Here is a 25567-nt window from a genome sequence, read left to right on the forward strand (position 1 = left end):
AATGCAAAATCCAGCTTATTTCGGTGAATTCGGTGGTATGTTTGTACCACAGCTGCTTGTGCCAGCACTCAAGCAACTAGAAGCAGAGTTTAATAAATCACAAAACGATCCAGCTTTTCAGGCTGAGTTTGAAAAACTATTAAATGAGTACGCAGGTCGCCCTACGCCATTAACACTGACACGTAACTTAGTTAAAAATCCTAAGGTAAAACTGTATTTAAAGCGTGAAGATTTACTGCACGGTGGTGCACACAAAACCAATCAAGTACTTGGCCAAGCACTCCTTACCAAACGCATGGGTAAAAAAGAAGTGATTGCAGAAACAGGTGCCGGCCAACACGGTGTTGCAACGGCCCTAGCCTGCGCCCTACTTGGCTTAAAGTGCCGTATTTACATGGGTGCAAAAGACGTTGAACGTCAACAACCAAATGTATTTCGTATGAAATTAATGGGCGCAGAGGTTATTCCTGTCACAGCGGGCTCTGGCACCTTAAAAGATGCCGTAAACGAAGCCCTGCGTGACTGGTCAGCAAATTACAAAGATGCTCACTATCTACTAGGCACTGCAGCAGGCCCTCACCCATTCCCAACCATGGTGCGTGAGTTCCAAAAAATGATTGGTGAAGAAGCAAAACAACAAGTGCTAAAAGCTGAAGGTCGCTTACCGGATGCTGTGCTTGCTTGCGTGGGTGGAGGCTCTAACGCGATAGGTATGTTCACAGACTTTATTGATGAACCAAGCGTAAAACTAATTGGTGTAGAACCCGCTGGTAAAGGCTTAGATACCCACCAGCATGGTGCAACCTTATGTAAAGGCACAAAAGGTATCTTACACGGTACCTATACATACATTATGCAAGATGATGATGGTCAAATTGAAGAGTCTTACTCTGTATCAGCAGGTCTTGATTACCCAGCTGTTGGTCCTCAGCATGCGCACTTACATGAAACTGGCCGTGCAGAGTACGTAGGTATTACCGATACTGAAGCACTTGAAGCATTCCAACTACTGGCTAAGAACGAAGGGATTATTCCAGCGCTTGAATCAAGCCATGCCCTCGCATATGCCCTTAAATATGCCGAGCAACAAACCGAAGACACCATTTTAGTGGTTAACCTAAGCGGTCGAGGCGATAAAGATTTAGCTCACGTACACAGTGTTTTATCAGAAGGAGGCGCACTATGAGCCAGACTAACCGTTACGGACAACTGTTCGCCACATTAAATGAAACAAACCAAGGTGCTTTTGTACCCTTTGTTACGATTGGCGATCCTAATAAAGCACTGAGCGTAGAAATCATCAAAAGTTTAATTGATGGCGGCGCCGATGCCCTTGAGCTAGGTATTCCATTTTCAGATCCGATTGCAGATGGCCCGGTGATCCAAGCGGCCAACATTCGTGCACTTGATGAAAACATCAATACCCAAGATTGCTTTGATATCATTAAACAAGTGCGCCAGTACAATGCCGATATTCCAATTGGCCTGTTATTGTATTCAAATCTTGTGTTTAAGCGTGGCATTGAGAAGTTCTATCAAGATGCTAAAGAAGCCGGTGTCGATTCAATTTTAGTGGCTGACGTGCCGCTACATGAGTCAAAGCTATTTCGCCAAACAGCGATGAAAAATGGTATTGACCCAATTTTTATTGCTACACCGAATGCTGATGATGACACGTTACGAGAGTGTGCGTCATATGGCCGCGGTTACACATACCTTCTTTCACGCGCAGGTGTGACAGGCACAGAAACCAAGGCACAAATGCCAGCAGATTCATTAGTTAAAAAACTAAAAGATTACCATGCTGCACCGGCATTATTAGGCTTTGGTGTATCAACACCGGAAGATGTTAAATCAGCACTTGAGTCAGGGGCCGCTGGTGCGATTTCAGGCTCTGCGGTTGTTAAAATTATCGAGGCAAACCTTGATGATCAAGCAGCAATGCTAACTGGTTTAAAAGAGTTTGTAGCCAATATGAAAGCAGCTACAAAGTAAGTTTGTTTTATTACTTCAAAAAGGGCCATAAAGGCCCTTTTTTGTACTTAACAATTTATGATTAATGATGGCGGTGCTCGCCTTCTTTAATTTCTTCTATGAATTTTCGATTAAAGGCCTCTAAGTCGGCTGGGCTTCGGCTTGTAACTATGCCCTCATCAACACACACCTCTTGATCAACCCAATTAGCTCCTGCATTGATTAAATCAGTTTTAATACTTGGGTATGAGGTTACTTTGCGATCACGTAGTTTATTAATTTCGGCTAATAACCATGGGCCGTGGCAAATCGCGGCGATGGGCTTGTTTTTACCGGCACTGAAAAAACCATCAACAAAGGCTTTTGCTTCGCTATCTTGACGTAACGTATCTGGGTTGAATAAGCCACCAGGCAGAAGTAACGCGTCATACTCTGCAGAGTCTGCTTCGCTGACTACACGGTCAACACTGACTCGCTCACCCCATTGGTTTTCATCCCATGCGGTGATATCGCCACGCTCAAGTGACACAACTTCGACAAGTGCACCCGCTTCTAATAATGCGCTTCGTGGTGACAATAGCTCGCTTTGCTCAAAACCATTGGTTGCAAGAATAGCAATCTTTTTACCATTCAGTTGGCTATTTAAATTTGACATGTTATCTCCTTATTTAGGTAAACCTAAATGATTAACAGCATACAACATGCCAAACTTAATAGATTGAAAATATTGAATAAATTTTCAGGTGTTCTATTTATGCTCTGTAAATACTACAACAGCTTTGCAAATCCTGCTTATAAACCGTCTTTGAGTGCTTTAGCAGGTTTAAAAACTGGCTTGTTAGCGCCTTCTATTTCAATTTCTTCACCGGTTTGTGGGTTGCGTCCTTTGCGTGCTGGGTAATAACTCAGAGCAAACGTACCAAAGCCATTAATTTGCACTTGATCGCCCTCAGAAAGAGACTTTTCGATAGCATTTAACATGCTGGTTAAGGCAGCTTGAGTGTCTTTTTTTGTTAATTCACTGTGGGCAGCCATTTGCGATACTAACTCGGCTTTATTCATAAAAAGTGCTCCAAAATACGCCGCTTAATCATCTGAGGTTAAGCGGAAAAAGATAAGGTAAAACAACCTAAACGCAGGTTTAGGCCAGATTGGCTCGGGAGGCTAAGCTTTCAGGGCTGCTAAGTCAACCTTGTATCTTGCACGATAACTTGATACAACCCAGTATCTTTTTAAATTAGAGCATTTGTAAATTTATGCATGCGATTATTGAATACATCCCGCTGATCCTGTTTTTTGCGGTTTTCAAGTTAGTTGATATTTATTGGGCAACAGCCTTGCTGATGCTAACCACCTTAATTCAAGTTGCTTACTGTTATTTTAAAGATGGTAAAGTGCCAACCCGTCACTGGGTGTTTTTTGCCATTGCAGTTGTGCTGGGTACGCTCACCTTAGTGTTCCACGATGAGCAGTTTGTGAAATGGAAAGCCACCATTGTGTATGCCATTTTCAGTGTTACTTTGTTAGTAAGCCGCTATATTCTTGGCAAAAACCTAGTGAAAAAAGCACTTAGCTCGATTTTAGAAAATGCCTCTGAGAGTAAACAAGAAATCAACGTACCTGAAGCGCTATGGAATAAGCTTAACCTGTTTTGGGTTGCAGTGACTGCTGGTATCTCGGCGCTGAATATCTACATTGCCTATAACTTCTCGCTCGATTTTTGGGTTAACTTTAAAGTGTTTGGCTTAATGGGTATTACCTTTGTTTGCGTGTTAGCAACGATCATCACCCTGTTCAAATATTTACCAGAAGATGACGAAGAGAAAGATCCAAAGCAATCTTAATGTCATAAATCTGTCGTCTTAGCTTGTTAGCGTAAACAAAAAACACGCTGAGACGACATTGAACGCTAACCAATACCGCTGGCTTGAATTTACCCTCATATTTGTTTCTCTGCCGCTATTAGGCTTCTTTCTTCGTGCTTACCTCGCTAACTGGCTTATTCCTGCCCTTATTATTTTAATGGCCGTGTGCGGCATGTTGCTTTTATCTGATCCCCATTTTAAACGCTTTCGTTTAACAAGCCTTGGGCAATTTAGTGCGGTAAAACGTCGCTTATTTAGTTTCTTCTTTTTAGGGGCGCTATTCTCTGGAATGTTTTACGGGATTATGAATCAAGAAAACTGGTTTTCACTGCCACGAAACTCGTTTAACGATTGGCTAATGTTGTTATTGCTCTACCCCATTTTATCGGTGATGCCGCAAGAGCTTATTTTTAGAACCTATTTTTTCCATCGCTACAAACGCATTATGCCAAGTAAAACAGTGCGTATTATTGTTAGCGCATCAGTGTTTGCATTGGCGCATATTGTCTATGCGAATGTATTGGCCGTGCTTCTAGCATTTTTAGGTGGGCTGCTGTTTTCTTACACTTACGCGCAAAGCCGCTCAACCTTCGTGTGTGTGATTGAACACAGCTTATGGGGACTTTGGATGTTTACCCTTGGCTTGGGTAATGTGCTCGATGCGGGGGCCTTTTAATTTAATAGGCATAAAAAAGCCGCGCAAAGTGCGCGGCTAAGTATTGAACTGGTCTTTAAAATCCGAAAATACTAAATGCAAAAAACTTAGTCGCCACCGTATTTACAAAGATTAGTAATAGAATGGCAGGGATAAACGTTGATAGTGAGAAGTTCACATACTTCTCTGTGAAGCTGCCAATATAGCCTTCACAGCCTTGGCTTAACTCTGCCGACAAGTTTGCTTTTTTCCAACGATACATAACGAATAAACACACCATTAAACCGTTAAGCGGTAAAATTGTGTCGTAAAACACATCATAAACAATATCAAATAAGCTCTTATCTGCACCGCCATAGCTAACAAACTTTGTAAGCGAGTCAACCATACCAAATGACATTGTACACAGCACAGTTAAAACACCTGTAGATAAAGTTAAGATAGCCAGTGCTTTTTTACGGCTAATACCTTTGCGGTCGCTTAAAGTCGCTGTTGGCACCTCTACAATTGATACAAGTGACGTAATTGCAGCAAAAAAGACAAGTAAGAAGAATACAAACGCAACAATTGATGCACCCACGTAGCCAATATCAGCTTGTAACGCTAATAAAATTTTTGGTAGGTAAACAAAAATCATCGATACTGACGAGTCAGATAAATTACTAGGGTCAGTATCTGGGTTAAAACTGAAAATAGCTGGAAGCACCATTAGACCAGCAATGAATGCCACCATCGAGTCAGTGACTGCAACCATTTTTGCACTACCAACAATGTCATCTTTCTTAGAAATATACGATGCATAGGTCATTAAGATACCCATACCCAGTGACAACGAGAAAAACGCTTGAGCTAATGCACCATTTAATACGCTGGCATCCATTTTTGAAAAGTCAGGAACAACATAGTACTTAACACCGGCCATTGCGTTATCAAGAGTTAGTACGTATACAACCAACGCGGTGAGTAGTACAAATAAAGCTGGCATCATAAACTTAGCCGCTTTTTCAATACCTTCTTTAACACCGCCCACTAAAATCAAGTTAACGATGATGGCAACCACGGCCATATAACCAAACACGGTGTAGCTATTGATAAAGGTGCCAAAATTATCCGGCTGCGCCAAGGCATCTAGATTACCAAAAGCGGTTTGCGATAAATAACCGAAAATCCATACCGTGATCACCATGTAAAAAACAGCAATCATAAATGGCGTTAATACAGCTAAAAAGCCAGCAAAGTTCCATTTTGGATCATTACCCGCTAAAAATTTGTATGAACCTAGTGGATCTTTTTGCGCTTTACGACCCATGGCCATTTCAGCCATCATCACTGGCAAACAGATAAAAATGACAAACAATGCATAGACTAAAAGGAAAGCACCACCGCCGTTTTTTGTGGCTGAAACAGGAAAACCTACTAAGTTTCCGATACCTACAGCAGAACCGGCTGCCGCTAAAATAAAACCGAGGCGGGAGCTAAAATGCTCACGTTTTTCGCTCATTTAAAAACCTTATTATTATTTTCTCAACCCAGCGACTCTACCAGTGTTACACCGCGTATTTCAAGCTTTATAAGTTAAAGTTATATGGGTTTGTGTAAAGATTATTACGCGAATAATCTCTCGTCTATTGCTAAGAATATGCTACTATTTTTTAAAAATAACATTGAGAACACACCATGCTGTATATGATTTATTCAACGGATGTTGAAAATAGTTTAGAAGCTCGCAAATCTGCACGTCCTGCTCACTTAGCACGCCTTCAAGAATTAGACGATCAAAACCGTTTATTTACGGCAGGCCCATTGCCAGCCATTGACAGTGAAGATCCAGCTGACGCTGGTTTTACTGGTTCATTAGTGGTTGCTGAGTTTGAGTCATTAGAAGCAGCACGTGAATGGGCAGCAAACGATCCGTATATTGCGGCGGGTGTTTACGACAACTCAGTCGTAAAACCATTTAAGAAAGTATTTGGTTAACCTCTGAACTTAACTGAACCAATAATTCAGTGTTTGTTCACGGCTTATTAACTAAGATTTGGCTATTGAATTACAGAATTTAACGTAATTACTTGAATTTTAGTTAATTGGTTAATTAAACTAAATGGGTCTGGTTTAGGAGTTCCCCGTCATGCGCATATTATTAGCCTTCAGTTTTAGTCTTTTATTTGCATTATCAAGCTTTCATGCTGATGCCAATAAGAAACAAGCCCAAGAGGTGACTAAAAAGCAGGCTGTGACGATCGCCAAAAAGTCTGAAGACGGCCGAACCCTAAAAATCACAGAGCAAGATAAAGTATTTACCGTAAGAATTTTAAAAACGAACGGCCACGTGGTTGATGTCCATGTGAACAAAAAGACTGGCGAAGTGAAAAAGGATTAAGAATGCGAATTTTAGTAATTGAAGATGATTTACACTTAGCAGATAACCTTCGTAATGCCCTAGAAAAAGAGCGTTACAGCGTTGACCTTTGTCACGATGGTGAAGCTGGTTTATTCCATATTACCGAATACCCGCTAGATATGGCGGTAGTCGATTTAGGCTTACCTAAAGTTGATGGTATTGAACTAATTACCAAAGCACGTGCACAAGGTATTACCATTCCTATTTTGATTTTAACGGCACGTGACCGTTGGCAAGATAAAGTAGAAGGCTTAGATGCAGGTGCAGATGACTACCTAACTAAACCTTTCCACGTTGAAGAGCTAATTGCCCGCTGTAATGCGCTTATCCGCCGTAGCGCCGGTAAAGCAAACCCAGAAATGACAGCTGGCCCTATTAAAATTCATACTCGCTCACAGCAAGTATGGGTTAACGATAAAGAACTTAGCTTAACGGCATACGAATACAAAGTTTTAGAATACCTAATGGTTAATCCACAAAAGGTAATTTCTAAATCTGAACTAACTGAGCACATTTACGACCAAGACTTTGACCTTGATTCAAACGTAATCGAAGTTTTCGTATTGCGTTTACGTAAGAAGCTTGACCCTGATGGTACCCTTAACCCAGTAGAAACATTACGCGGCCGTGGTTATAGGCTTAAAAGTCAGTGGTAGCATCGCAAATACCGCTTAAAGTAAGGCAAGGATTTATCCTTGTCTTTGTTTTATTAGTCGCCCTACCAATTCTGTTTTTCTCAATTGGTAAGGCTTACTACGCCTCTTTGGTCGAAGCGACCGAAAAAACCCTCGAAGCTCACTTATATTCATTAATTTCTGAAGTTGATTTCACTGAACGTGGCATTGTTATGCCAAGCACCATCTTAACACCAGAGCTAAATCGATTAAACTCAGATACCTACGCGATGGTTTATCGCGGTGACTTACCAGTTTGGTATTCTGAATCGGCTACTAATATCAACTTTATTCCTGATAACTTTGAAGCCCCGGCTGGCTCTGCGGATTTTCGTCGGGTTGAATACAACAATACCGTGTATTGGCAATTAACCCTTACAGTTATTTTAGAAAACATTGATCAATCTGAGCATGCACGTTTTATTCTATTAAAGCGCAATGATGCCCTACTGAGGTTGATGGATGGCTTTAAACAGACACTCGTAAATTGGATGTATGTCATGGGAGTGTCCATTGCTGCACTCATGGCGATTGGTTTTGTTTGGAGTGCAAGACCACTGCAACGACTCGATAAAGAAATTAAAGCCATTGAGTCGGGTGATAACCAACAAATTAAAGGTCTTTACCCGGTTGAACTACAAACTATTAAAGCCGATTTAAACTTATTGCTTGAATCGCAGCAACGCCAAAAAGAGCGTTACCGTGCTTCGTTGAGCGACCTTGCTCATGCATTAAAAACGCCTTTGGCAGTGCTTAAATCAAGCCCTTTAGCCAATGATGCGGATGCACAAGAGCAGCTAGACCGAATTAATGTGATGATCGAACACCAGTTAAAGCGCGCTGCAACAGGTGCGTCTGACACATGGAAGAAACAAACTCATATCAAGCCTGTTATTGACTCAATTATAAGCGCGATGAGCAAGGTTTATCGCGACAAAGATATTATATTTACCTCAGAGGTTAGTGAAAAAGACTATTTCTTGGGTGATAAAACAGATTTGATGGAACTACTTGGTAATTTAATCGATAATGCCTGTAAAGCTTGCCGTTCACAGGTCGATATAAAGGTTAAGCAGAACAAAAAGTTAACCCTCAGTATAAGTGATGATGGCCCAGGTGTCCCTGAGCACAAGCGTGAATCATTACTGACTCGCGGTACCAGACTCGATACCTATGAAAGTGGCCACGGTGTCGGCATGGCTATCGTGTCGGATTTAGTCAACTCGTATAATGGCACCTTAACCATTAAAGATGCAGAGAAACTAGCCGGTGCTGAGTTTATATTAGAGTTTAATTACCATGATAAAAAATAAAACATCAATACTCGTTAAGGGCAGCTTTCTAGCTTTAATTGCGAGTGCATCGCATGCTCAAGCAGAGCAAACGTGTGAGCTTGCTAGCAATAAAACCGATGACACCAAACGCTATATTCAATGTCTTGATCAAGTTATCGCCGATCTGCAGCGTGACCAAAAGATGTGGATTAATAAGCTCACTATGGATCTTGAGAAAATCAAAGAGGATAGCGGTAACAGCCAATTGCTACCGATTTTTAATCGCAGCATCAAGAACCAAGAGCGTTATTTAGAAGACAGCTGTCGTTGGCGTTACCTACAAAAAATGCCAAATAGTACGAAAGCCGCTATTGCCTACAAGCAATGTGAAATTGAGATCCTAAAAAACCATGTGCAGGTTTTACAGCGACCTCTAAAGTAATAGCAACTCACAGATTTTCATAGACAAAAAGGCGCTTAAGCGCCTTTTTATACCAATTCGCTTAATTAAGTGGTCTATTTTGAGGCAAGAAAACCTCGTTGATAGCAAGGCAAAAATTTCGTTATTTAGTTGTTCTAAATCAGAAATTTTTAACGCAGATAGCGACAGGTTTAATCCCTCAAAATGATTAAGTATTATTGCGGATTGGTATTACTCTTCAAGTTTTAGCTCTTCGCCATTGCCAAGCAAGGTAGCTAACCATCGCCCTTCTTGACTAGTCTCTAAAGCTATTTTAACTATCATGGTTAATGGGACTGACAACAACATGCCCACGGTCCCCATCAGCCAGCCCCAGAATATTAACGATAAAAACACCACCAGCGTCGATAAACCCAACCCTTTACCCATAAAGCGCGGTTCAACAATGTTACCCATGACGGTGTTAATAACCAAATATCCGCCAGCAATAAACCCTGCAACCAGTGGGCCTTGAGTTATCAAAGCAAGTAACACAGGAGGCACGGCAGCAATGATAGAGCCTATGTTTGGAATGTAATTAAGCATGAACGCCACTACACCCCAAAGTACAAAGTAATCAACATCAAGTGCCCACAGCATAAAGCCTGCAAGCATACCTGTGCCTAAGCTAACCAGCGTTTTAATAGCCAGATAAGAATTAATTGAATCTAAAAAGCGATCAACCTGCTGCATTTTCATTTCAGGATCGTCCAGTGCTAAATGCACTTTTTTGCTCAGCATAGGCCCTTCAAATAACATGAATACCACGGTTAGGATGATCAAAAACAGATTCGCCATCACGCCACCGAGGCCTGTGAGCATGTTGGTTGCAACATCAATCATTTTGCCCGGATCGAATAAAGAAATAATCTGTTCTTTATCAATCAGGATGTTATAACTCGCTGCAACATTAACCACCCAGACAAATTCTTCTTTTAGTTGTGCTTTGTACTCAGGCAGCTTTTCAGAAAAATCGGTCATCGATTGCCCAACCAACCCGGCAAGGCTTATCCCTACACCGACAATCATCAACATCACAAATACAACGGCAATCCCTTTAGGAATACCGTATTTAGCAAAGAAACGAATTAAGGGATTACAAATAATGGCAATAAAGGCTGCCAATACAAATGGGATAACAATCACACTTGCGGCTTTAATACCCGCTAAAACAACGACTAAAGCAGCAAATATCACTAAACTTTTATTTACACCAGTCAGGCTCGACAAAATAAAATCCTTGTTAGTTTTTTTATCAGTGTAAGTGAAATACGCCGCAAAAGAAATCACAAAGCAGCTGGCACAATTAATGCTCATTATACGTGCATAATTTGAACAATTTATGATACATATAAGTAAGCGTGCTTTAAAAGGAGCTTTATATGGCACATTTATCCGAACAAGAACTCTCTTTTTTCAACCATTTATTCGAGGCTGAACGGACTGATAGCGATCCAACCGATACAAAAATGTCTGTTAGGCTCAATTTGCCTGATAAATTAAACGGCTTACTTACCAATGCCAAACTGACACTGCTTGCTGAAGTGGGGATTTATCAATTGTGGTTTCCGCTTGAATTTACCAAGGACGAGAATGGTCAGCTGATCCCTGTACTTAGCGCACCAGAAGTAATAGACACCAAAGGCATTGAGCGCAGCTGGCGTACGCCTGATCTCGAAATACACACCGAACAATTTCAAATATTGTCTTTATCAAGCACAGGCGTGTTACTCAAGCCAAAGCGTCAAACTCCTATTCTCAATAAAGAAATACTGTTGGCATTTAATTTACCGAGTGAAGAACAGGTTATTCTTAGCGTAAAGCCAATAAGAACGACCAGCAAAGGAATTGCCGGAAAAATAGTGAAAGTGTGCCAAGGTGAAGATGCACTTCGTAATTACTTATTTGAGACCCATAAGCACCATCATGCAAAGCTGTACGAGCAAGGTAACTTTACTACTGAGCTTATCTAGTTGCAGCAGCTTAACAGCTTAGATAAGCTTGGCGTTTTGCAGCAAGTCACAACAAGGTATTTTATGAGTTACCCTATAGGAACCCCTGGTAAGCCGTGGAACAAAGAAGATAAGAAAGCATGGTTTGAATTACAGTCAGTAAAGCGTAGCTATTTAGATGATGTTGTATCGCAACTAGACTCTTTAACAAGCGATTTCAATATTGAGCAATATGGCGCATTAAGTTACGACAGCGACAAATACCCTCTTTACATTTTAAAGAGCAAACAATGGCAAGCTGATAAACCTGTTGTGCTGGTTACCGGTGGTGTTCATGGTTATGAAACAAGTGGCGTGCATGGTGCTTTAGCGTTTGCTAAGAGAAGTGCCAAAGACTACTTTGCTGATTTTAATATTTTAGTGGCTCCGTGTATCAGCCCTTGGGGATATGAAACGATTAACCGCTGGAATCCAAATGCCACGGATCCAAATCGCTCTTTCTATGCAGATAGCCCCGCTGAAGAGTCTGCAGCAATTATGCAATATTTAGCAGATAACACTATTGCACCTTATGTGCATATTGACCTACATGAAACGACAGACACTGATAATAGTGAGTTTCGCCCTGCTCTAGCAGCACGTGATGCAACGACCCACGATAACTGGAATATCCCAGATGGCTTTTATCTTGTCGCTGATAGTGAGCGTCCGCATGATGCATTTCAAACAGCGATTATAAAATCAGTTGAGAAAGTAACCCACATCGCACCAAGTGATGAGAATAACCAATTGATTGGCGTACCACAAACTCAATTTGGTGTAATTAACTACCAAGCGAAAAAACTGGGGTTATGTATGGGCTTAACCGATGCAGAATATGTCACAACAACAGAGGTTTACCCTGATAGTCCACAAGCAAATGATGACATTTGTATTGATGCACAAGTAGCCTCAATTAGCGGTGCTCTAAATTATATTGTTAACAAATAGTTAGCTATACTTTAAAAAGGGAGTGGATTATTTATTCACTCCAATGCAAAATAATTAGATAGGATTCACATAAAAATAAAATTAATGAAAAAGTTATGTTTTTTGAAATTTGTATACTAAATAACTAGACACATACATAGAATTGTATAAAATTCGCGCTCTTTTTAAGTTCAAAAGGAAGCAAATTGGAATTTAAGAATCACTATGGCAGTGTCAGGATTATTACTGAAGGTCCAATTGTTATTGGGCAGTTTTCTGGCAATATTAACGCTCGTTTAGTCAATGACTTTGCAATCAATTTAAAAAAGCATATTACTGCTTTCGCTGGAAAGCCGTGGGCGTATATTAGTCATTCTACCCATTTACTTGCTACCACCCCTGATGCAGAACGTGGTTTTACTCAATTATTCCGTGCCCTGCAAGGCACTAACTGTATAGCAACCGCTTATATGTTTAGCTCGTCTATTGTGCTTAATCAAATGAAACGCATCATTGCACAAGCACAATCTCCAATTCAAATAATGGACTGTTTATTTGATGATTTAGACAGCGCTAAAGCTTATGTGCTAAAGCAGCTCGAATTTGCAGAAATGGCTTGTTAAAAACAAGCCATTTTCGTTTCTAGAGCCGTGATTGAGGTTAATCTCGGTAAAACTTAGTTTCTTTAGTTATTGCGATATCAGCATCTTCTAATGCTTGAATGTGAAAACTAATAGGCGTTACTTTTGACTTTAACTCGTAGCCATCAGCAACCACAGTGACAGGCACACGTTTCATCTGACCTGCTTCAACAGTTATCTTTTCAGGCACCTGTAAGCTTGCTTCTGCAATACCACTTATACCGATTGAATAGCTCAAGCTATGCTGTGTTTTGTTGATAATTGATAAGGTATATGGGTTTTCTACTAAACCTTCAAAATTAACACGATACAGGGAATTACGGTCACGAATGACAGAGGCCTCAATAGGTGTTCGCATTGCCATCCACACAACCATGCCCACGACAAACAGCGCCGTTAAACCACCATAGCCAAGCAGTTTTAACCTAAATGGGTTGGTCGTTTTGCCTTCCATTTGTTTTTCTGAGGCGTATTTGATCAGTCCTTTTTGATAGTTGAACTTTTCCATAGTGCTATCACATGCATCGATACATAAGCCACAGTTTATGCATTCATACTGCAAGCCATTACGAATATCGATACCCGCCGGACATACTTCGACACATAGGTTACAGTCTACGCAGTCACCTAAGCCTAATTCTTTAGGGTCGGCTTTACGCTTACGCGCACCACGAGACTCCCCTCGCGCTTGATCATAGGTAACAACTAACGTGTCTTTATCAAACATCACTGATTGAAAACGCGAATATGGGCACGCCACTGTACACATTTTTTCACGTAAGAATCCCGCATTACCATAGGTACAAAACGCGAACAAGAATACCCAAAAGCTGACGATACCAGACATTTCTAGGGTAAATAAGCTCATGTATAGAGACTTAGCGGGGATGAAATAAGCCATAAATGACATAGATGTAATCAATGAGATCACCAGCCAAGCTGCATGCTTAGTAATTTTCTTTTGCCATTTACTCACTGACCATTCAGCTTTATCAAGTTTAATACGCTGATTACGGTTACCTTCAACTTTGTGTTCGATCCAAGTAAACATCAGCATCCAAATTGTTTGAGGACAAGTGTAACCACACCAAACACGCCCTAACCAATTAGTGACGAAAAACAATGCAAACGCCCCCGTCATAAATAACATAGCTAAGATCATAAAATCTTGTGGTAACAGCGTTAAACCAAACAGGGTAAATTTTTGGCTGGCTACATCGAGTAATACGGCTTGGCGGCCATCATAGGGGATCCACGGAATGGCGATGAACGTCAGCATCAGCACCCAGCCTAAGTAACGGCGGATACGTTGGAAATACCCCTTTTGCTCACGAATATAAATTGGCCCTTCTTGGTTGTAGGGCTTGATGATTAAGTCTTGCTCTTTAATATCAAATTTCATTTTGCTACTTACTTTTGTGTCGGTAATAACCTGACAGAGCAAAAATCAGGCCAAGAAAAATTAAAAATAAGTTATTGATATTAAATGATTAAATTTATATTTGAACGCTCAAAAGCACGATATATCGCGAATGATCGCGATATATCACGAGCTAACGCTTTATCGCTAGCTTTTTCATCTTTGATCTAAGGGTACTTTCAGGCAGTCCCAGCAAGGTTGCAGCACCATTTTCACCTGATATTTGCCCGTTACAGCGCTTTAGCACCTCACAAATATGCTGCTTTTGCACCGCATCAAGAGAAACCACCTGCTCATTTGATTGCTCGTTACTCAAAGGTGCAGACAGCTTTAACACAGCTTGCTTAGACAAAATAGCTTCACGCTCAAGGATATTTTGTAGCTCACGAATATTGCCTGGCCAATCATAATTCGCCAGTTTGGTGAGTGTTGCTTTGCTAAGCCCTTTTAACTGTTTACCTAAGCGCTTATTCAGCTGCGTAATAATATTTGCAGCAAGTAGTGGAATATCTTCCTTGCGTTCACGAAGTGCAGGCACACGAATGGGAAACACATTTAAGCGATAATACAAGTCCATTCGAAAGCTGCCCTGCTCAACCATTTGCCACAAGTTACGATTTGTTGCAGCTAACACTCGGATATCGACTTTTAAAGTTTGACTACCACCGACACGCTCAAACTCTTGCTCTTGTAGTACCCGCAGTAATTTACTTTGCGCCTCTAATGGCAGCTCTGCCACTTCATCTAAAAATAAAGTGCCTTTATCAGCCAGTTCAAAACGCCCTTTTCTGCGTTCATTAGCGCCAGTAAACGCCCCTTTCTCATGACCAAATAACTCAGATTCAATTAAGTTGGCGGAAAACGCCGCGCAGTTTACTTTTATGAAAGGTTGCTCAGCACGATTGCTCAAGCGGTGAAGGTTTCGTGCCACCAGCTCTTTACCCGTGCCGTTTTCACCTAAAATCAAAACCGTACTATTGGTTTGGCTTACCAAGGTAATTTGCTCGAGCATACTTTGAAATGAATGACTTTGCCCAACTAAACCAGAATCTTGCCAATCTTCATTTAACTCTGAAATAAGGTAAGCATTTTCTGCTTGAAGCTGCTCAGATAGGTGCTGAACTTGTGCTAAGGCATCACGCAACGCCGCTTCTGTTTGCTGTTGTTTGGATACATCGCGAAAAATCGCGACTGCCCCAATCAGTGCACCGTTTTTGTACACTGGTGTTGATGTATATTCAACAGCAAAATAGCTTCCATCTTTACGCCAGAATACTTCATCGTTTACATGACGGTGTTTGCCATCGAACATGGTGCAATATATTTGGCATTCATCTGCAGGATATGGCGAGCCATCTTTACGAGTATGGTGATGATATTGATGTATTTTTTTACCAAGGAGTTCGTCTGCTTTCCAGCCTGTCATGCGCTCAGCGGCAGGGTTTACAAAAACCGCATTACCCGATAAATCGAAGCCATAAATTCCCTCGCCAACGGCGTTTAGCAATAACGTGGGGTCGTTTAAAAATTCCTTGATCATAGTAATCACTCAATTCGCGAAATATCACGACCGATTATGACAAGGTTGAACATGCTTAACAAGCAATCATAAAAAAAGCGACTAGAAGCCGCTTTAATATATCTTATAGGTTTACAGTGTAGGCACTAAGATAATTTCGCCCTGAGATACTTTCATATCTAATGGTAATTTGCTCAATAGTGCAACTTTAGGGTCGTTCATATTTAACTTATAGACAGGGTTAACCGCTAGAAAGCCGTTAATCACTTGCATTGCTTCGTCGTCTAATAAGTTTAAGCTGCCCTTGAAACCCGCGGTGTCGATTGTTGTATCAACCAGTTTTACATTACGTAAAAAGACCGCTTTTTTCTCGCTGTCATAAAATGGGCTACCTTCAATTTGTAGCTTTAAGCGTACTGGATACTTAAGCGCAAACGCTTTGATGACAGCACTAGAATCGGCACCTAAAACCACCACATCACGTTTATCTGGGCCAACATTGACACTCAGGTCGTTTACCGCAAAATCAACTGGTAAGCCCATCAGCTTAATCTGTTCACTTAGTTTTGGTAATTGATTAGCAAGGGCTGCTTCAATTTCAGAATTGGTAAACGAGTAAACAGACATCCCTTGATCTGTCGTTTTACATGCCCCTAAAAATAAACAGGTAAGTAGTAATAAAATTCTCATTGTTTTCCTCAAAAACACACGGAAAAAAACCGCTTTAAAAAGCGGTTTTATTCGTTAAATTGCAAATATTGCTTTAAGCCTTGCTAGTGTGTCAGCTGAAACTGAACCCTCACTGACTGCAAGTAATTGCTTTAAGTAGTAATAAACATCTGCTTGTTCGCCACGGTGTTTATCATCTAACATCGCAACTTGCTCTGTCATACGTAACTGACTATCAGCCGATTCTACGCCTGCCAGAATTTCGATACGGGTTAACAGCTGCGCAGCGTTTAGCTTAGTTGTTAATGAAGCTTGAAACTGCGAAGGCAGTTCGCTGTTGCTTTCAAGAGCAGCAAATAAAGCCGTTAATTTAGACTGCTCTGCTTGCTTACTAATTAGCGCTGATTTTGCACTAATCGCTGCCTCTAACTGAGTCACGCGTGCCGATAACGCTTTTGAGTATTCAAGCTCTGCTAGCTTCACTGTTAAATCTTTAAGCTGTGCAAGATGCATCACGGTCTCAAGTGCAGACTCAAGCTCACTTAACTGCTGTGCGGCAACTTCGTCATTTTGTTGCTGTACTTGCTTTTGCTGTTCAAACTCAGCACTGCGCTTAGCAAAAGTCTCGTCATTAACTCGTCTGAATTGCTGCCATAAGGTGTTTTCAGCTTTCATTCCTGCAAAGCCAATAGTCTGCCAAGTTTGTTGAAGCGCTTTTAGATCTTGGCACGCAGCAGCTAAATCATCACTTTGTGATAACTGTGTTGCTTGCTCAACAAGTGCTGCTTTTTGTTCAGCATTTGCTTTATGAAATGCAGCAAGTTGACCTTGTACTTGTGATTGTGCAGCTTTAAATTGCGTTTGTAGTTCACGGTATGTTTTAGGATCGACGTTACCTGCAGAGCGCCACGCTTTCGCGGTACGGTTGAACTTGCTTTCAAACTGCTTCCAATCAAACTCATCAGAAGAGCTATCAAGCTCTGTTAACTGCTGCATTTGCGAGATTATTTCAACGCGCTGTGCTTTAGCTTGTTCACGTTGTTGCTCTTGCTCTGCGAAATACTCACGACACGGCGCAAACAGTAATTCAATTTGTTGATCGAATAACTCGCCTTGTTGCTTTTCTGCATCAGTATCTAAACGCCCTAACTCATTCCAACGACGACGTAACTGTTTAACATGCTCTGCACGTTGTTTAGGGTCAGTACACTCGGTTGCAACAAGTTCATTTACTTCAACGAGTAGCGCATCACGCTTTGGTGCCGATGCGTATTTTTGCCAATCTTTTGCTTCTGCTAGTTGGGCTTCTAAATCAGCTTTAAGGCTATTTAATGGCTGTTTGTAATAGTCTGTAAGTGTTGCGTATAGCTCTTCAAAACCTTTAAACACACCAAAGGCAACATTAAAGCGACCTTGCTCAATTAAGCGTTTTACATCACGAGCTTTACGCTTAGCTGTTTGTTGATTTTTCTCAAACTTATTCGTCAGCGGTGCCATCGCTTGCTGCCAGCTGTTTATTGTTTCAGCTAAATTTGCTTTGAAGCGACCTTGTAAACGACTAGGAATACTTGCCAGCTTTTTACGTGCTAGTTTTTGCTGTTGCTCAAACTGCTGCTTTAAGCCGTCAAACTCGCTTTCATCTTCAGTTGTCGCAACGATATTTAATTGATCAAATGCCTCTTTAAACTCAGCAATCGCGCTAACTAGTTGCGGTAACTGTTCAACTTGCTTAAATAAAGTTGCTAAATGCTGTTTTACATCACGCACAGTTTGGTTATCAGGTAAGTTCGCCTCTACTAAGGCATCTTTTGCCTCTGCAACTTTTGCCTCGAGCCAATCTTGCTGAATTTGCTCTGGCGTTTCTAAGCCTAATTGCAATGCATTTTCAATTTCTTCGCCAATTGCTTCAAGGCTTGCAAGTGCTAATACCTGACGTTGTTGCTCAGCTAACGCTTGCTGCGCTGCTTCATGCTCTTTACTTAAAACTGCAATATGCGATTCAAGCTTTTGCGTAATCGCTGAATATTTTTTATCAAGCGTGCTTACTTGCTCATCGCTCAGCCATTTTAGTTCGATAGCTTGCCACTGCTGTAATAACTCAGCATGTTGCATCGACACTAACTGAAAGTCATTTTTATCACGAAGCGCATTAAGCTTTGCTAATACCACACGTGTATCAGCTTCTACTTTGGCAGGCATTTCTATCGCTAAGCGTTCATTGTCAAGATGAGTCGCCAGTTGGGTATGCGCCTCACCTTTTGCATGCTTTAATAGTGATTTAGCAAGTTGATGATTAATCACAAGCTCAACAAGTTGCAATTGCAGCTCTTCACGGCCTTCTTTAAAAGCTTTATCAATTAAGCTTGGGTTTGCTAAACGCTTTAATAACTTAACACGAACTTGAAGTTCTTTTTCTGCAAAGGCGAGTTTCTCAAGAGTTTTGACAGGTGCGTAACGCTCAATAAACTCATTTTTGATATTTGCATCTAGTTGGCTGTCGGTATTTAAAACCGCTTGATTGATATGCTGCTCAGCAAGGTCTTTCAGTGCTTGGTCTTGCTTGTATGCTTGCCACCATAAAACGATATCGTTCACTTTGTTTAATGCTTTTTTGCGGATTTCAGCTGAGCTGTCTTCAAGGGCAATGCTATTTAAGATGCTAAGGTCACGCTCTGTATCAAGACGTTCAACCGCAGTTAAACGGACTTGGTTTTTAGGGTGCTTCCATTTTGGAGTAAACAGGTGTTTAAAGATCATTTTCACTAAACCTAGCTATTTCATTTTCTGATGCGAATTCTTTTTGCAATTGAGCTTTGCTCTTTTGCACCATTTCACCATTTGCGCCAATGGTAAACTGCTCATTGCTTTGCGAAACTTTAGCCTGATAAAGCATCACGAGTTGAACGGTTTGTTGTTTTTGCTCCTCAGTCAAAGGAGTGCCGTCTGGCCACTTACCCGTAGAGGCACCATACTGAAGACGTTCAAATACTTCTGGGGTGATATTTTTAACGATGTGATCAATATTCATGTTACTTTTTCTTTTTTAAAACAACTAAATAGATGCGGCTTACAAGATACCACACAAAACCTACTGCCATTGCCGATGTATAGGCATACCACTCAAGAGACTTTGCTTCGGGGTGCATAAAGTAATAACAGAAAAAGCCCCCTAAAAATAAAATCAGTGCGAGGAAAGACTGATTCATAAACTTTTGTTGTCTACGAATGCGCGTTTCTTTTTGCATTTGCTGCAATTGCTCATTGCTTAGATCGGTGACTTGGCATTCACAATGCGGGCATTGCTTATGTTTGTCAGATATTGATTTTGCACACTGCGGGCAACTAATAATCGCCATATCTTTCTCCATACTACGCATAAAAAAGGCGCCTTTAGGCGCCCTTTATTGTACTTGTTTTATGAGTCGATGTCTTTTTTGAATTTCATTCATTTATGAAGATTCGAAAACCTGCACAACTAAATTCACCGTAAAAACTCAAAAAAACGATTTATTGTTTCTGTTTCGCCTTTTCAGCTAGACGCTTTTCCCAGAAAGTCGCATTTTTAATGCCTAATTTAACTGGATCAAAAGTGATTTCACCACCGGCTTTCTTTTGATCTTCGTAATCACGTAAACAGTTAAGTGCAGGTTTTGCGACAAAGAAAATAGCCAAAATACCCACAATATTGATCCAGGCCATTAAGCCTACGCCAATGTCACCAATATTCCAGATGTAACCTGAGTTGTTTACCATACCGTAAGCCACCATAAACATGATGACAAACTTCACAACAACCAACGGAATATTGCCTTTGAAATAACGGTTTAAATAAGCAACGTTCGTTTCAGCAATATAGTAATAAGCAAGAATTGTAGTAAATGCGAAGAAGAATAAAGCAATACCAACGAATGCTTCACCAAAGCCACCAAATACGCTAAATAATGCCATTTGTGTAAAAGCAGCAGAGCCTACTTCAGTTGCAGCATCAACGTTTTGCACAATGAATTGACCTGCAGGTAACTCACCCACAATGTTGTATTGTTTAGTGATTAGAATCATTAACGCAGTTGCTGTACAAACAAAAATGGTATCAACATAAACAGAAAATGCTTGCACTAAGCCTTGTTGAGCTGGGTGATCTACCTCGGCAGCTGATGCTGCATGCGGACCCGTACCTTGACCTGCTTCGTTTGAGTAAATACCACGTTTAACACCCCAACCAATAGCAGCACCAAAGCCTGCTTGCGCGGTGAATGCATCAGATAAGATCATTGAGAATATACCTGGCACTTTATCTAGGTTTAAGAACACCACGATTAACGCTAACACGATGTAACCTAGCGCCATAAATGGCACCACAATTTGTGTGAAGTTTGCGATACGTTTAATGCCACCAAAGATGATAAATGCAAGCACAATTAAGATGATTGCAAGCGCAACCAGCTTAAAGCTACCTACTTCACCAAAGCTGGTGCTAACCAATGTGCCTTCACCAAAAACTTGTGTGAATGCATTACCTACCGCATTCGCTTGAACGCCCGGAAGGAATACACCACAAGCAATAATCGCCGACACTGCAAATAATACGGCTAACCACTTTTGCTGTAAGCAGCGGTCGAAGTAATATGCTGGGCCACCGCGATATTGACCGTCTTCTTCTGATTTATAAATCTGACCAAGTGTTGACTCGGCATATGCAGTACTTGCGCCAAGGAACGCAACTATCCACATCCAGAAAATCGCACCCGGACCACCAAAGCCGATTGCTGCAGCAACCCCAGCAATATTACCTACACCTACACGGCCTGATAACGAAACCGCTAGCGCTTGAAACGAAGAAATACCCGTATCTGAATTATTAGAGCTAAGTAATAATTTACACATTTCTTTAAAATGTCTAACTTGTGCGAATCGGGTTAAAACGGAATAAAACAGACCTGCACCTAGACATAAATAAATGAGTGCATCACTCCAAATTATGTCGTTAACGGCGCTTACTAAAGCTTCCATGGATATCCTCTATGATTATATTTTTTATTGTTAGTTACGATACTCAGCGTGAGCTTGTGAGAATGCGCGACACGATAACTGTGAGAAATAAAAATGAAATTTTGTTACTTCACAGCTGAATATATTGGATATTAACTTAAACCAACCAAGTTTGTTAACAGTTAATTTTCAATATGATAAATGTACCTACTAAATTAACATTCGATGCATCCTGCTCTGCACCGCTGCTTTTTTAACTTTCATACCAATTTGTTTAATTAAGTATTTTTGCAAATTGGTATCAGATACAATTACGGGCATCAGTTTTACTGATGCCCGTAAGGGTCGTTATCTTAATTTATCAACCACGTTAACAATAGCCGCTAACGTATCTTGACCAAATTGATACGAGCGACGATCTGACCAGCCATAATCTGGATCTGGTAAATCATCGTTATCTTTAAATGGCATCTCTACCGTGTAAGCTAATGCATTAAATTCATGCGCGACAGCAGAAGAACCGACAGTTAAGTTAGCCTGGCCCGGCTCATCTTTTGGATAACCATGTTCGTCTTGGAACTCAGGCGTCACAGTTAAAAGCGCAGCTTTAAAGCTATCTTCTAACTCTTTTAAGCGATCATCGTAGCCCGGGATACCTTCACTACCCGCAACAAAGTTATAAGGAATTGCTTCGTCACCATGAATATCTAAGTGCATATCAAGGCCCGTTTCACGCATTTTGTTAAGCACTAAGAAAACTTCAGGGCTATTTTCCATGCTCGGTGTTTGCCATTCACGGTTCAAGTTAACGCCTTTAGCGTTAGTACGTAGGTGACCACGCACACTGCCATCTGGGTTCATATTTGGCACGATGTAGAATACCGCTTTAGATAATAGTGCCGCTGCATGTGGATCTTCATCATCAAGTAATTTATGAAGTAGACCTTCAACGTACCACTCAGCCATAGTTTCGCCTGGGTGCTGGCGCGCCGTGATCCAGATTTTTTTCTTCTCACTGCTAGGAATACCCACACGTAAAACACTCATATCACGACCATCAAGGGTTTCGCCTAATGTTTCTAATTCACAGGCATGTTGGCTTTGTGCCCATGCTAGTAAATCTAAGTGACGGTCATAGCTGTATGGCGCAAAGTAAGCAAAGTACATGCTGCCGCACTCAGGCTCTACTTCAAATGATAGTGTGCCGTTTGCGTACTCAGATGGGACACGGAACCAAGTTTGACGGTCGTATGATGCAACCGCATGGTAACCTTCCCAGCCATCAGGGTATGCTGAGTTCTCTAGGTTATTAATGTGTAATTTATGGTTTTGAAACGCAGTTGTTTCAAGACGAAAGTGAAACCACTGGAAAAAATCAGACTGATTGTCTTTATTGATTTCTAATTGAATATTCAGTGGATCAACGGCTTCAATAACCTTGATATTACCACTGTCAAAATTGCTGGTGATTTTCATTCTATAAACCTATTGGTTAAAAATAATTCTTAGCTATTCGCTTGTTAGTTAAGAATTAAGTCAACGCTCTGTAGTTAGAACGTTTTGTTAGTAATATGGTGTAGACCCTTAACAGCCTATCACATGCTGAAAATTTGCAAAAACTTTCACGACTAAAAAAGCCAGCATAATGCTGGCTTCTAGATTCTTTATAACTTAGGTATTAGCGAGGTAAGCTTGGGAAAGTTACTTCAGCCATATCACGCATACAACGTACTACCTGACAGCTATAACCGAACTCGTTATCGTACCAAACGTAAAGTACAACGCGGTTGTCATCTACGATTGTCGCTTGTGAATCAACAACACCTGCGTAACGGCTACCTACTAAGTCAGTCGATACGATTTCAGTAGACGCTGTGTAATCGATTTGATCACGAAGGTCTGAATGAAGTGCTGTTTCACGCAAGAACGCATTTAGTTCTTCAACAGTTGTACCTTTTTCAAGGTTTAAGTTCAAGATAGCCATTGATACGTTTGGCGTAGGAACGCGGATAGCGTTACCAGTTAGTTTACCTTCAAGCTCAGGTAAAGCTTTAGAAACCGCTTTTGCAGCACCTGTTGAAGTGATAACCATGTTAAGTGCAGCAGCACGGCCACGACGCTCAGCTTTGTGGTAGTTATCAATTAAGTTTTGGTCATTGGTGTACGAGTGAACAGTTTCAACGTGACCATTTTTGATGCCAAACTTATCGTTAAGCGCTTTTAACGTTGGCGTAATAGCATTGGTCGTACAGCTTGCTGCACAGACAATTTTATCTTCAGGTTTGATATCTTGGTTGTTAACACCGTACACGATGTTCTTGATGTTACCTTTAGCTGGTGCAGTTAATAATACTTTTGCTGCGCCTTTCGCTTCTAAGTGCTGACCAAGGCCTGCTTCGTCTTTCCAAATACCTGTGTTATCAACAATAAGCGCATTCTCAATGCCGTAAGCTGTGTAATCAACTTCGCTTGGTGAGTTAGCATAGATAACTTGGATGTAGCTACCGTTAGCTTTAATTGCATTGCGCTCTTTGTCAATTGTAATTGAGCCATTGAATGGACCGTGGATAGAATCACGACGAAGTAAGCTTGCACGCTTTTCTAGGTCACCATCTTTACCACCACGTACAACGATTGCACGTAAACGTAGGTCTGCATAAGGACCTGACTTCTCGATTAAAAGACGCGCTAATAAACGACCGATACGACCGAAACCGTATAACACAACATCACGTGGTTCTTTACGCTCTGAGTTTGCGATTTCTGCTAATTCGTCAGTTAAGTACTCTTCAACTGAGCGACCTTTAGCAGCATCGTTAAACAAATAACCATACGCTAGTTTACCAATATCGATACGTGCTGAGTTTAAGTCCATTTTGCTAATTGCTTCTAAGAAAGGGAAGCTTTCACGTAAACGTAGTTTTGTACCTTCAAACTGAGCAACTGTTTTGTGTGCTTTGATGATATCGATTGTACTGGCATTAACGAGAGGACGGCCATATACAGCGATTTCGATACCACGATTACGGTAAAGTCTACCAATGATAGGTTGCATACTTTCTGCGTAATCTTGACGTTCTTGCCAGCTGCTTGTGTATTCTAACTCGTGAGATGAGGTCATTTTTTTTACCTAATTAAACAATTTTGAACGGATAGCCTTAAAAAATGTGTTGTGATTTGAGAGCAACACATCTCAGGCAGGGGTATTCTAATTTAAACTCGAACGATTCTCCACTGTTACAGAACAAATCATTGCGCTAGAATAAAGTAGTACAAATTAAGTAGAGGTTAAGGAATGTTATTAAGAGCAAGCGTGTTGCTTGGTTTATTGGCATTAGCAGGCTGTGAAGATCCGCTTACACTGGCGAAAGTGTGCGACGAAACACCTGGCTTCTGCAGTGATTTAAATAAAGACAGTCACTGTAAAGAGCAACGTGCCGAGGTCATCATTCAACGTTATGTTGAATATAAGTCGCCAACAGACGAAAACAAATATCAATTATTAAAAGACTTTGAGAAATACGATCAATGTGTGTCGCTTGCCGCCAAGATTGAGCATATAAAACTAAAAGAAAAAACCACGTCTCGTGTTGAGGGTCATTTAACAAGTATCAAAGAAATGACACGAATTTTTCAAGATACCAAAAATACTGACCACCCAGGTTTATTGTATTACCATTGGTCGCGTAATAACGACCAATCTGCGTTAACTAAATTACTCGCCCTGGAAGAAAAACAAGATAAACGGGTGACTGAAGATGCCGAAATGCAGTTTTTCTTAGCAAGCTACTACGTGAAGTTTGATGATGAAAAAACCATTGATTTGCTTTACAAAACGCTAGAGTTAAATAAAGCAGGTGAAACACCTAACCCTGAGATCTACCCTACTCTTGTGAGCTTATTCTACAAACACGAAAAGTATAAGCATGCCTACACGTTTGCACGTGTAGCACAATTATCAGGGTATGAAGATGTCGATATTTTACCTATCGAAAATCAACTTGCTGCCGCAGGCAAAAGCCTAGACAGCTTAGATGATTTAGCACAAAAAACTTTCGACAGTATCCAAGAAGGAAGCTTCGTATCACCACGCGGGTTTTGATAA

The 25567-nt window shown here is 40.9% G+C and carries 26 protein-coding genes; 13 read left to right on the forward strand and 13 right to left on the reverse strand.

The features are described 5' to 3' along the window. Position 1: 1 nt before the first annotated feature. On the forward strand, positions 2-1186 hold the full coding sequence (trpB, locus tag BIZ38_RS11840) for a tryptophan synthase subunit beta (protein WP_138619900.1): 1185 nt from the start codon (positions 2-4) through the stop codon (positions 1184-1186). Then, positions 1183-1995, forward strand: a complete 813-nt coding sequence (gene trpA, locus BIZ38_RS11845) for a tryptophan synthase subunit alpha (protein ID WP_187490340.1) — start codon at positions 1183-1185, stop codon at positions 1993-1995. The genes trpB and trpA overlap by 4 nt, the downstream gene beginning before the upstream one ends. A gap of 61 nt (positions 1996-2056) precedes the next feature. On the opposite strand, the gene BIZ38_RS11850 is transcribed toward trpA, so the two are convergent. Together BIZ38_RS11850 and BIZ38_RS11855 are read right to left on the reverse strand one after the other, a co-directional pair. Further along, positions 2057-2629, reverse strand: coding sequence for a type 1 glutamine amidotransferase domain-containing protein (locus BIZ38_RS11850; protein WP_054552914.1), 573 nt, complete (start codon positions 2627-2629; stop codon positions 2057-2059). 137 nt (positions 2630-2766) lie between these two features. Beyond that, positions 2767-3036: an HU family DNA-binding protein gene (locus BIZ38_RS11855; protein ID WP_138602350.1), complete on the reverse strand. Its 270-nt coding sequence runs from the start codon at positions 3034-3036 to the stop codon at positions 2767-2769. Between the two features lie 194 nt (positions 3037-3230). Here BIZ38_RS11855 and BIZ38_RS11860 point away from each other — a divergent pair, with 194 nt between their 5' ends. Both BIZ38_RS11860 and BIZ38_RS11865 read left to right on the forward strand, forming a co-directional pair. Next, complete coding sequence (locus tag BIZ38_RS11860; protein WP_054552912.1) at positions 3231-3818, forward strand: inner membrane-spanning protein YciB; 588 nt, start codon at positions 3231-3233, stop codon at positions 3816-3818. Positions 3819-3876: 58 nt separating this feature from the next. Continuing rightward, positions 3877-4515 carry a type II CAAX prenyl endopeptidase Rce1 family protein gene (locus BIZ38_RS11865; RefSeq protein WP_187490341.1) on the forward strand — a complete coding sequence of 213 codons (639 nt, stop codon included), beginning with the start codon at positions 3877-3879 and terminating at the stop codon, positions 4513-4515. Between the two features lie 55 nt (positions 4516-4570). On the opposite strand, the gene BIZ38_RS11870 is transcribed toward BIZ38_RS11865, so the two are convergent. Then, the gene (locus tag BIZ38_RS11870) at positions 4571-5995 is read right to left on the reverse strand and encodes a sodium-dependent transporter (RefSeq protein ID WP_054552910.1); all 1425 of its coding nucleotides are present in this window, start codon (positions 5993-5995) and stop codon (positions 4571-4573) included. Positions 5996-6171: 176 nt separating this feature from the next. On the opposite strand from BIZ38_RS11870, the gene BIZ38_RS11875 reads away from it, so the two are divergent. The 5 genes from BIZ38_RS11875 to BIZ38_RS11895 all read left to right on the forward strand — a co-directional run bounded on the left by BIZ38_RS11875 (position 6172) and on the right by BIZ38_RS11895 (position 9285). After that, the gene (locus BIZ38_RS11875) at positions 6172-6471 is read left to right on the forward strand and encodes a YciI family protein (protein WP_054552909.1); all 300 of its coding nucleotides are present in this window, start codon (positions 6172-6174) and stop codon (positions 6469-6471) included. 151 nt (positions 6472-6622) lie between these two features. Then, positions 6623-6874, forward strand: a complete 252-nt coding sequence (locus BIZ38_RS11880; RefSeq protein WP_054552908.1) for a PepSY domain-containing protein — start codon at positions 6623-6625, stop codon at positions 6872-6874. Positions 6875-6876: 2 nt separating this feature from the next. After that, positions 6877-7551, forward strand: coding sequence for a response regulator transcription factor (locus tag BIZ38_RS11885; protein ID WP_054552907.1), 675 nt, complete (start codon positions 6877-6879; stop codon positions 7549-7551). Continuing rightward, positions 7545-8882, forward strand: a complete 1338-nt coding sequence (locus tag BIZ38_RS11890; protein WP_054552906.1) for an ATP-binding protein — start codon at positions 7545-7547, stop codon at positions 8880-8882. The genes BIZ38_RS11885 and BIZ38_RS11890 overlap by 7 nt, the downstream gene beginning before the upstream one ends. Then, complete coding sequence (locus tag BIZ38_RS11895) at positions 8869-9285, forward strand: hypothetical protein (protein WP_187490342.1); 417 nt, start codon at positions 8869-8871, stop codon at positions 9283-9285. Before BIZ38_RS11890 ends, BIZ38_RS11895 begins: the two co-directional genes overlap by 14 nt. A gap of 210 nt (positions 9286-9495) precedes the next feature. On the opposite strand, the gene BIZ38_RS11900 is transcribed toward BIZ38_RS11895, so the two are convergent. Further along, positions 9496-10533, reverse strand: coding sequence for an AI-2E family transporter (locus tag BIZ38_RS11900; RefSeq protein ID WP_054553083.1), 1038 nt, complete (start codon positions 10531-10533; stop codon positions 9496-9498). Positions 10534-10685: 152 nt separating this feature from the next. Here BIZ38_RS11900 and BIZ38_RS11905 point away from each other — a divergent pair, with 152 nt between their 5' ends. The 3 genes from BIZ38_RS11905 (at position 10686) to BIZ38_RS11915 (ending at position 12847) form a co-directional block, all read left to right on the forward strand. Next, positions 10686-11276 carry a hypothetical protein gene (locus tag BIZ38_RS11905; RefSeq protein ID WP_187490343.1) on the forward strand — a complete coding sequence of 197 codons (591 nt, stop codon included), beginning with the start codon at positions 10686-10688 and terminating at the stop codon, positions 11274-11276. Positions 11277-11339: 63 nt separating this feature from the next. Then, positions 11340-12245, forward strand: coding sequence for a M14 family metallocarboxypeptidase (locus BIZ38_RS11910; protein ID WP_187490344.1), 906 nt, complete (start codon positions 11340-11342; stop codon positions 12243-12245). 185 nt (positions 12246-12430) lie between these two features. Continuing rightward, positions 12431-12847, forward strand: a complete 417-nt coding sequence (locus BIZ38_RS11915; RefSeq protein ID WP_054552903.1) for a hypothetical protein — start codon at positions 12431-12433, stop codon at positions 12845-12847. A gap of 37 nt (positions 12848-12884) precedes the next feature. Here the strand turns inward: BIZ38_RS11915 and ccoG are convergent, their stop codons facing one another. From ccoG to BIZ38_RS11960, 9 genes are all read right to left on the reverse strand, one after another. Beyond that, positions 12885-14267, reverse strand: a complete 1383-nt coding sequence (gene ccoG, locus BIZ38_RS11920) for a cytochrome c oxidase accessory protein CcoG (RefSeq protein ID WP_187490345.1) — start codon at positions 14265-14267, stop codon at positions 12885-12887. A gap of 151 nt (positions 14268-14418) precedes the next feature. Next, positions 14419-15825 carry a sigma-54 interaction domain-containing protein gene (locus tag BIZ38_RS11925; protein ID WP_138618840.1) on the reverse strand — a complete coding sequence of 469 codons (1407 nt, stop codon included), beginning with the start codon at positions 15823-15825 and terminating at the stop codon, positions 14419-14421. Between the two features lie 111 nt (positions 15826-15936). Then, a complete protein-coding gene (locus BIZ38_RS11930) occupies positions 15937-16494 on the reverse strand; it encodes a DUF1439 domain-containing protein (protein WP_054552901.1) in 558 nt (185 codons plus the stop codon). Positions 16495-16548: 54 nt separating this feature from the next. Beyond that, on the reverse strand, positions 16549-19230 hold the full coding sequence (locus BIZ38_RS11935) for a DUF349 domain-containing protein (protein ID WP_187490346.1): 2682 nt from the start codon (positions 19228-19230) through the stop codon (positions 16549-16551). Continuing rightward, positions 19220-19501, reverse strand: coding sequence for a YeaC family protein (locus BIZ38_RS11940; protein WP_054552899.1), 282 nt, complete (start codon positions 19499-19501; stop codon positions 19220-19222). Before BIZ38_RS11940 ends, BIZ38_RS11935 begins: the two co-directional genes overlap by 11 nt. A 1-nt stretch (position 19502) precedes the next feature. Next, the gene (locus BIZ38_RS11945) at positions 19503-19829 is read right to left on the reverse strand and encodes a hypothetical protein (RefSeq protein WP_054553080.1); all 327 of its coding nucleotides are present in this window, start codon (positions 19827-19829) and stop codon (positions 19503-19505) included. A gap of 151 nt (positions 19830-19980) precedes the next feature. Next, entirely contained in the window at positions 19981-21483 is a 1503-nt protein-coding gene (locus tag BIZ38_RS11950; protein ID WP_054552898.1) for an alanine/glycine:cation symporter family protein, read from the reverse strand. 327 nt (positions 21484-21810) lie between these two features. Beyond that, the gene (locus BIZ38_RS11955) at positions 21811-22938 is read right to left on the reverse strand and encodes a M14-type cytosolic carboxypeptidase (RefSeq protein ID WP_054552897.1); all 1128 of its coding nucleotides are present in this window, start codon (positions 22936-22938) and stop codon (positions 21811-21813) included. Between the two features lie 202 nt (positions 22939-23140). Continuing rightward, a complete protein-coding gene (locus BIZ38_RS11960; RefSeq protein WP_054552896.1) occupies positions 23141-24583 on the reverse strand; it encodes a glyceraldehyde-3-phosphate dehydrogenase in 1443 nt (480 codons plus the stop codon). 174 nt (positions 24584-24757) lie between these two features. Here BIZ38_RS11960 and BIZ38_RS11965 point away from each other — a divergent pair, with 174 nt between their 5' ends. Beyond that, positions 24758-25564, forward strand: a complete 807-nt coding sequence (locus BIZ38_RS11965) for a DUF2989 domain-containing protein (protein ID WP_187490347.1) — start codon at positions 24758-24760, stop codon at positions 25562-25564. Positions 25565-25567: the final 3 nt, after the last annotated feature.

Source organism: Pseudoalteromonas sp. BZK2 (genome assembly GCF_014349195.1).
Lineage (GTDB): Bacteria > Pseudomonadota > Gammaproteobacteria > Enterobacterales > Alteromonadaceae > Pseudoalteromonas > Pseudoalteromonas simplex.

Bases quoted from the DNA above. Each gene is read 5' to 3' on its own strand.
- trpB (WP_138619900.1), top strand. From the start codon at position 2: ATGCAAAATCCAGCTTATTTCGGTGAATTCGGTGGTATGTTTGTACCA.
- trpA (WP_187490340.1), top strand. From the start codon at position 1,183: ATGAGCCAGACTAACCGTTACGGACAACTGTTCGCCACATTAAATGAA.
- BIZ38_RS11850 (WP_054552914.1), bottom strand. From the start codon at position 2,629: ATGTCAAATTTAAATAGCCAACTGAATGGTAAAAAGATTGCTATTCTT.
- BIZ38_RS11855 (WP_138602350.1), bottom strand. From the start codon at position 3,036: ATGAATAAAGCCGAGTTAGTATCGCAAATGGCTGCCCACAGTGAATTA.
- BIZ38_RS11860 (WP_054552912.1), top strand. From the start codon at position 3,231: ATGCATGCGATTATTGAATACATCCCGCTGATCCTGTTTTTTGCGGTT.
- BIZ38_RS11870 (WP_054552910.1), bottom strand. From the start codon at position 5,995: ATGAGCGAAAAACGTGAGCATTTTAGCTCCCGCCTCGGTTTTATTTTA.
- BIZ38_RS11875 (WP_054552909.1), top strand. From the start codon at position 6,172: ATGCTGTATATGATTTATTCAACGGATGTTGAAAATAGTTTAGAAGCT.
- BIZ38_RS11880 (WP_054552908.1), top strand. From the start codon at position 6,623: ATGCGCATATTATTAGCCTTCAGTTTTAGTCTTTTATTTGCATTATCA.
- BIZ38_RS11885 (WP_054552907.1), top strand. From the start codon at position 6,877: ATGCGAATTTTAGTAATTGAAGATGATTTACACTTAGCAGATAACCTT.
- BIZ38_RS11895 (WP_187490342.1), top strand. From the start codon at position 8,869: ATGATAAAAAATAAAACATCAATACTCGTTAAGGGCAGCTTTCTAGCT.
- BIZ38_RS11905 (WP_187490343.1), top strand. From the start codon at position 10,686: ATGGCACATTTATCCGAACAAGAACTCTCTTTTTTCAACCATTTATTC.
- BIZ38_RS11910 (WP_187490344.1), top strand. From the start codon at position 11,340: ATGAGTTACCCTATAGGAACCCCTGGTAAGCCGTGGAACAAAGAAGAT.
- ccoG (WP_187490345.1), bottom strand. From the start codon at position 14,267: ATGAAATTTGATATTAAAGAGCAAGACTTAATCATCAAGCCCTACAAC.
- BIZ38_RS11925 (WP_138618840.1), bottom strand. From the start codon at position 15,825: ATGATCAAGGAATTTTTAAACGACCCCACGTTATTGCTAAACGCCGTT.
- BIZ38_RS11930 (WP_054552901.1), bottom strand. From the start codon at position 16,494: ATGAGAATTTTATTACTACTTACCTGTTTATTTTTAGGGGCATGTAAA.
- BIZ38_RS11935 (WP_187490346.1), bottom strand. From the start codon at position 19,230: ATGATCTTTAAACACCTGTTTACTCCAAAATGGAAGCACCCTAAAAAC.
- BIZ38_RS11940 (WP_054552899.1), bottom strand. From the start codon at position 19,501: ATGAATATTGATCACATCGTTAAAAATATCACCCCAGAAGTATTTGAA.
- BIZ38_RS11945 (WP_054553080.1), bottom strand. From the start codon at position 19,829: ATGGCGATTATTAGTTGCCCGCAGTGTGCAAAATCAATATCTGACAAA.
- BIZ38_RS11950 (WP_054552898.1), bottom strand. From the start codon at position 21,483: ATGGAAGCTTTAGTAAGCGCCGTTAACGACATAATTTGGAGTGATGCA.
- BIZ38_RS11955 (WP_054552897.1), bottom strand. From the start codon at position 22,938: ATGAAAATCACCAGCAATTTTGACAGTGGTAATATCAAGGTTATTGAA.
- BIZ38_RS11960 (WP_054552896.1), bottom strand. From the start codon at position 24,583: ATGACCTCATCTCACGAGTTAGAATACACAAGCAGCTGGCAAGAACGT.
- BIZ38_RS11965 (WP_187490347.1), top strand. From the start codon at position 24,758: ATGTTATTAAGAGCAAGCGTGTTGCTTGGTTTATTGGCATTAGCAGGC.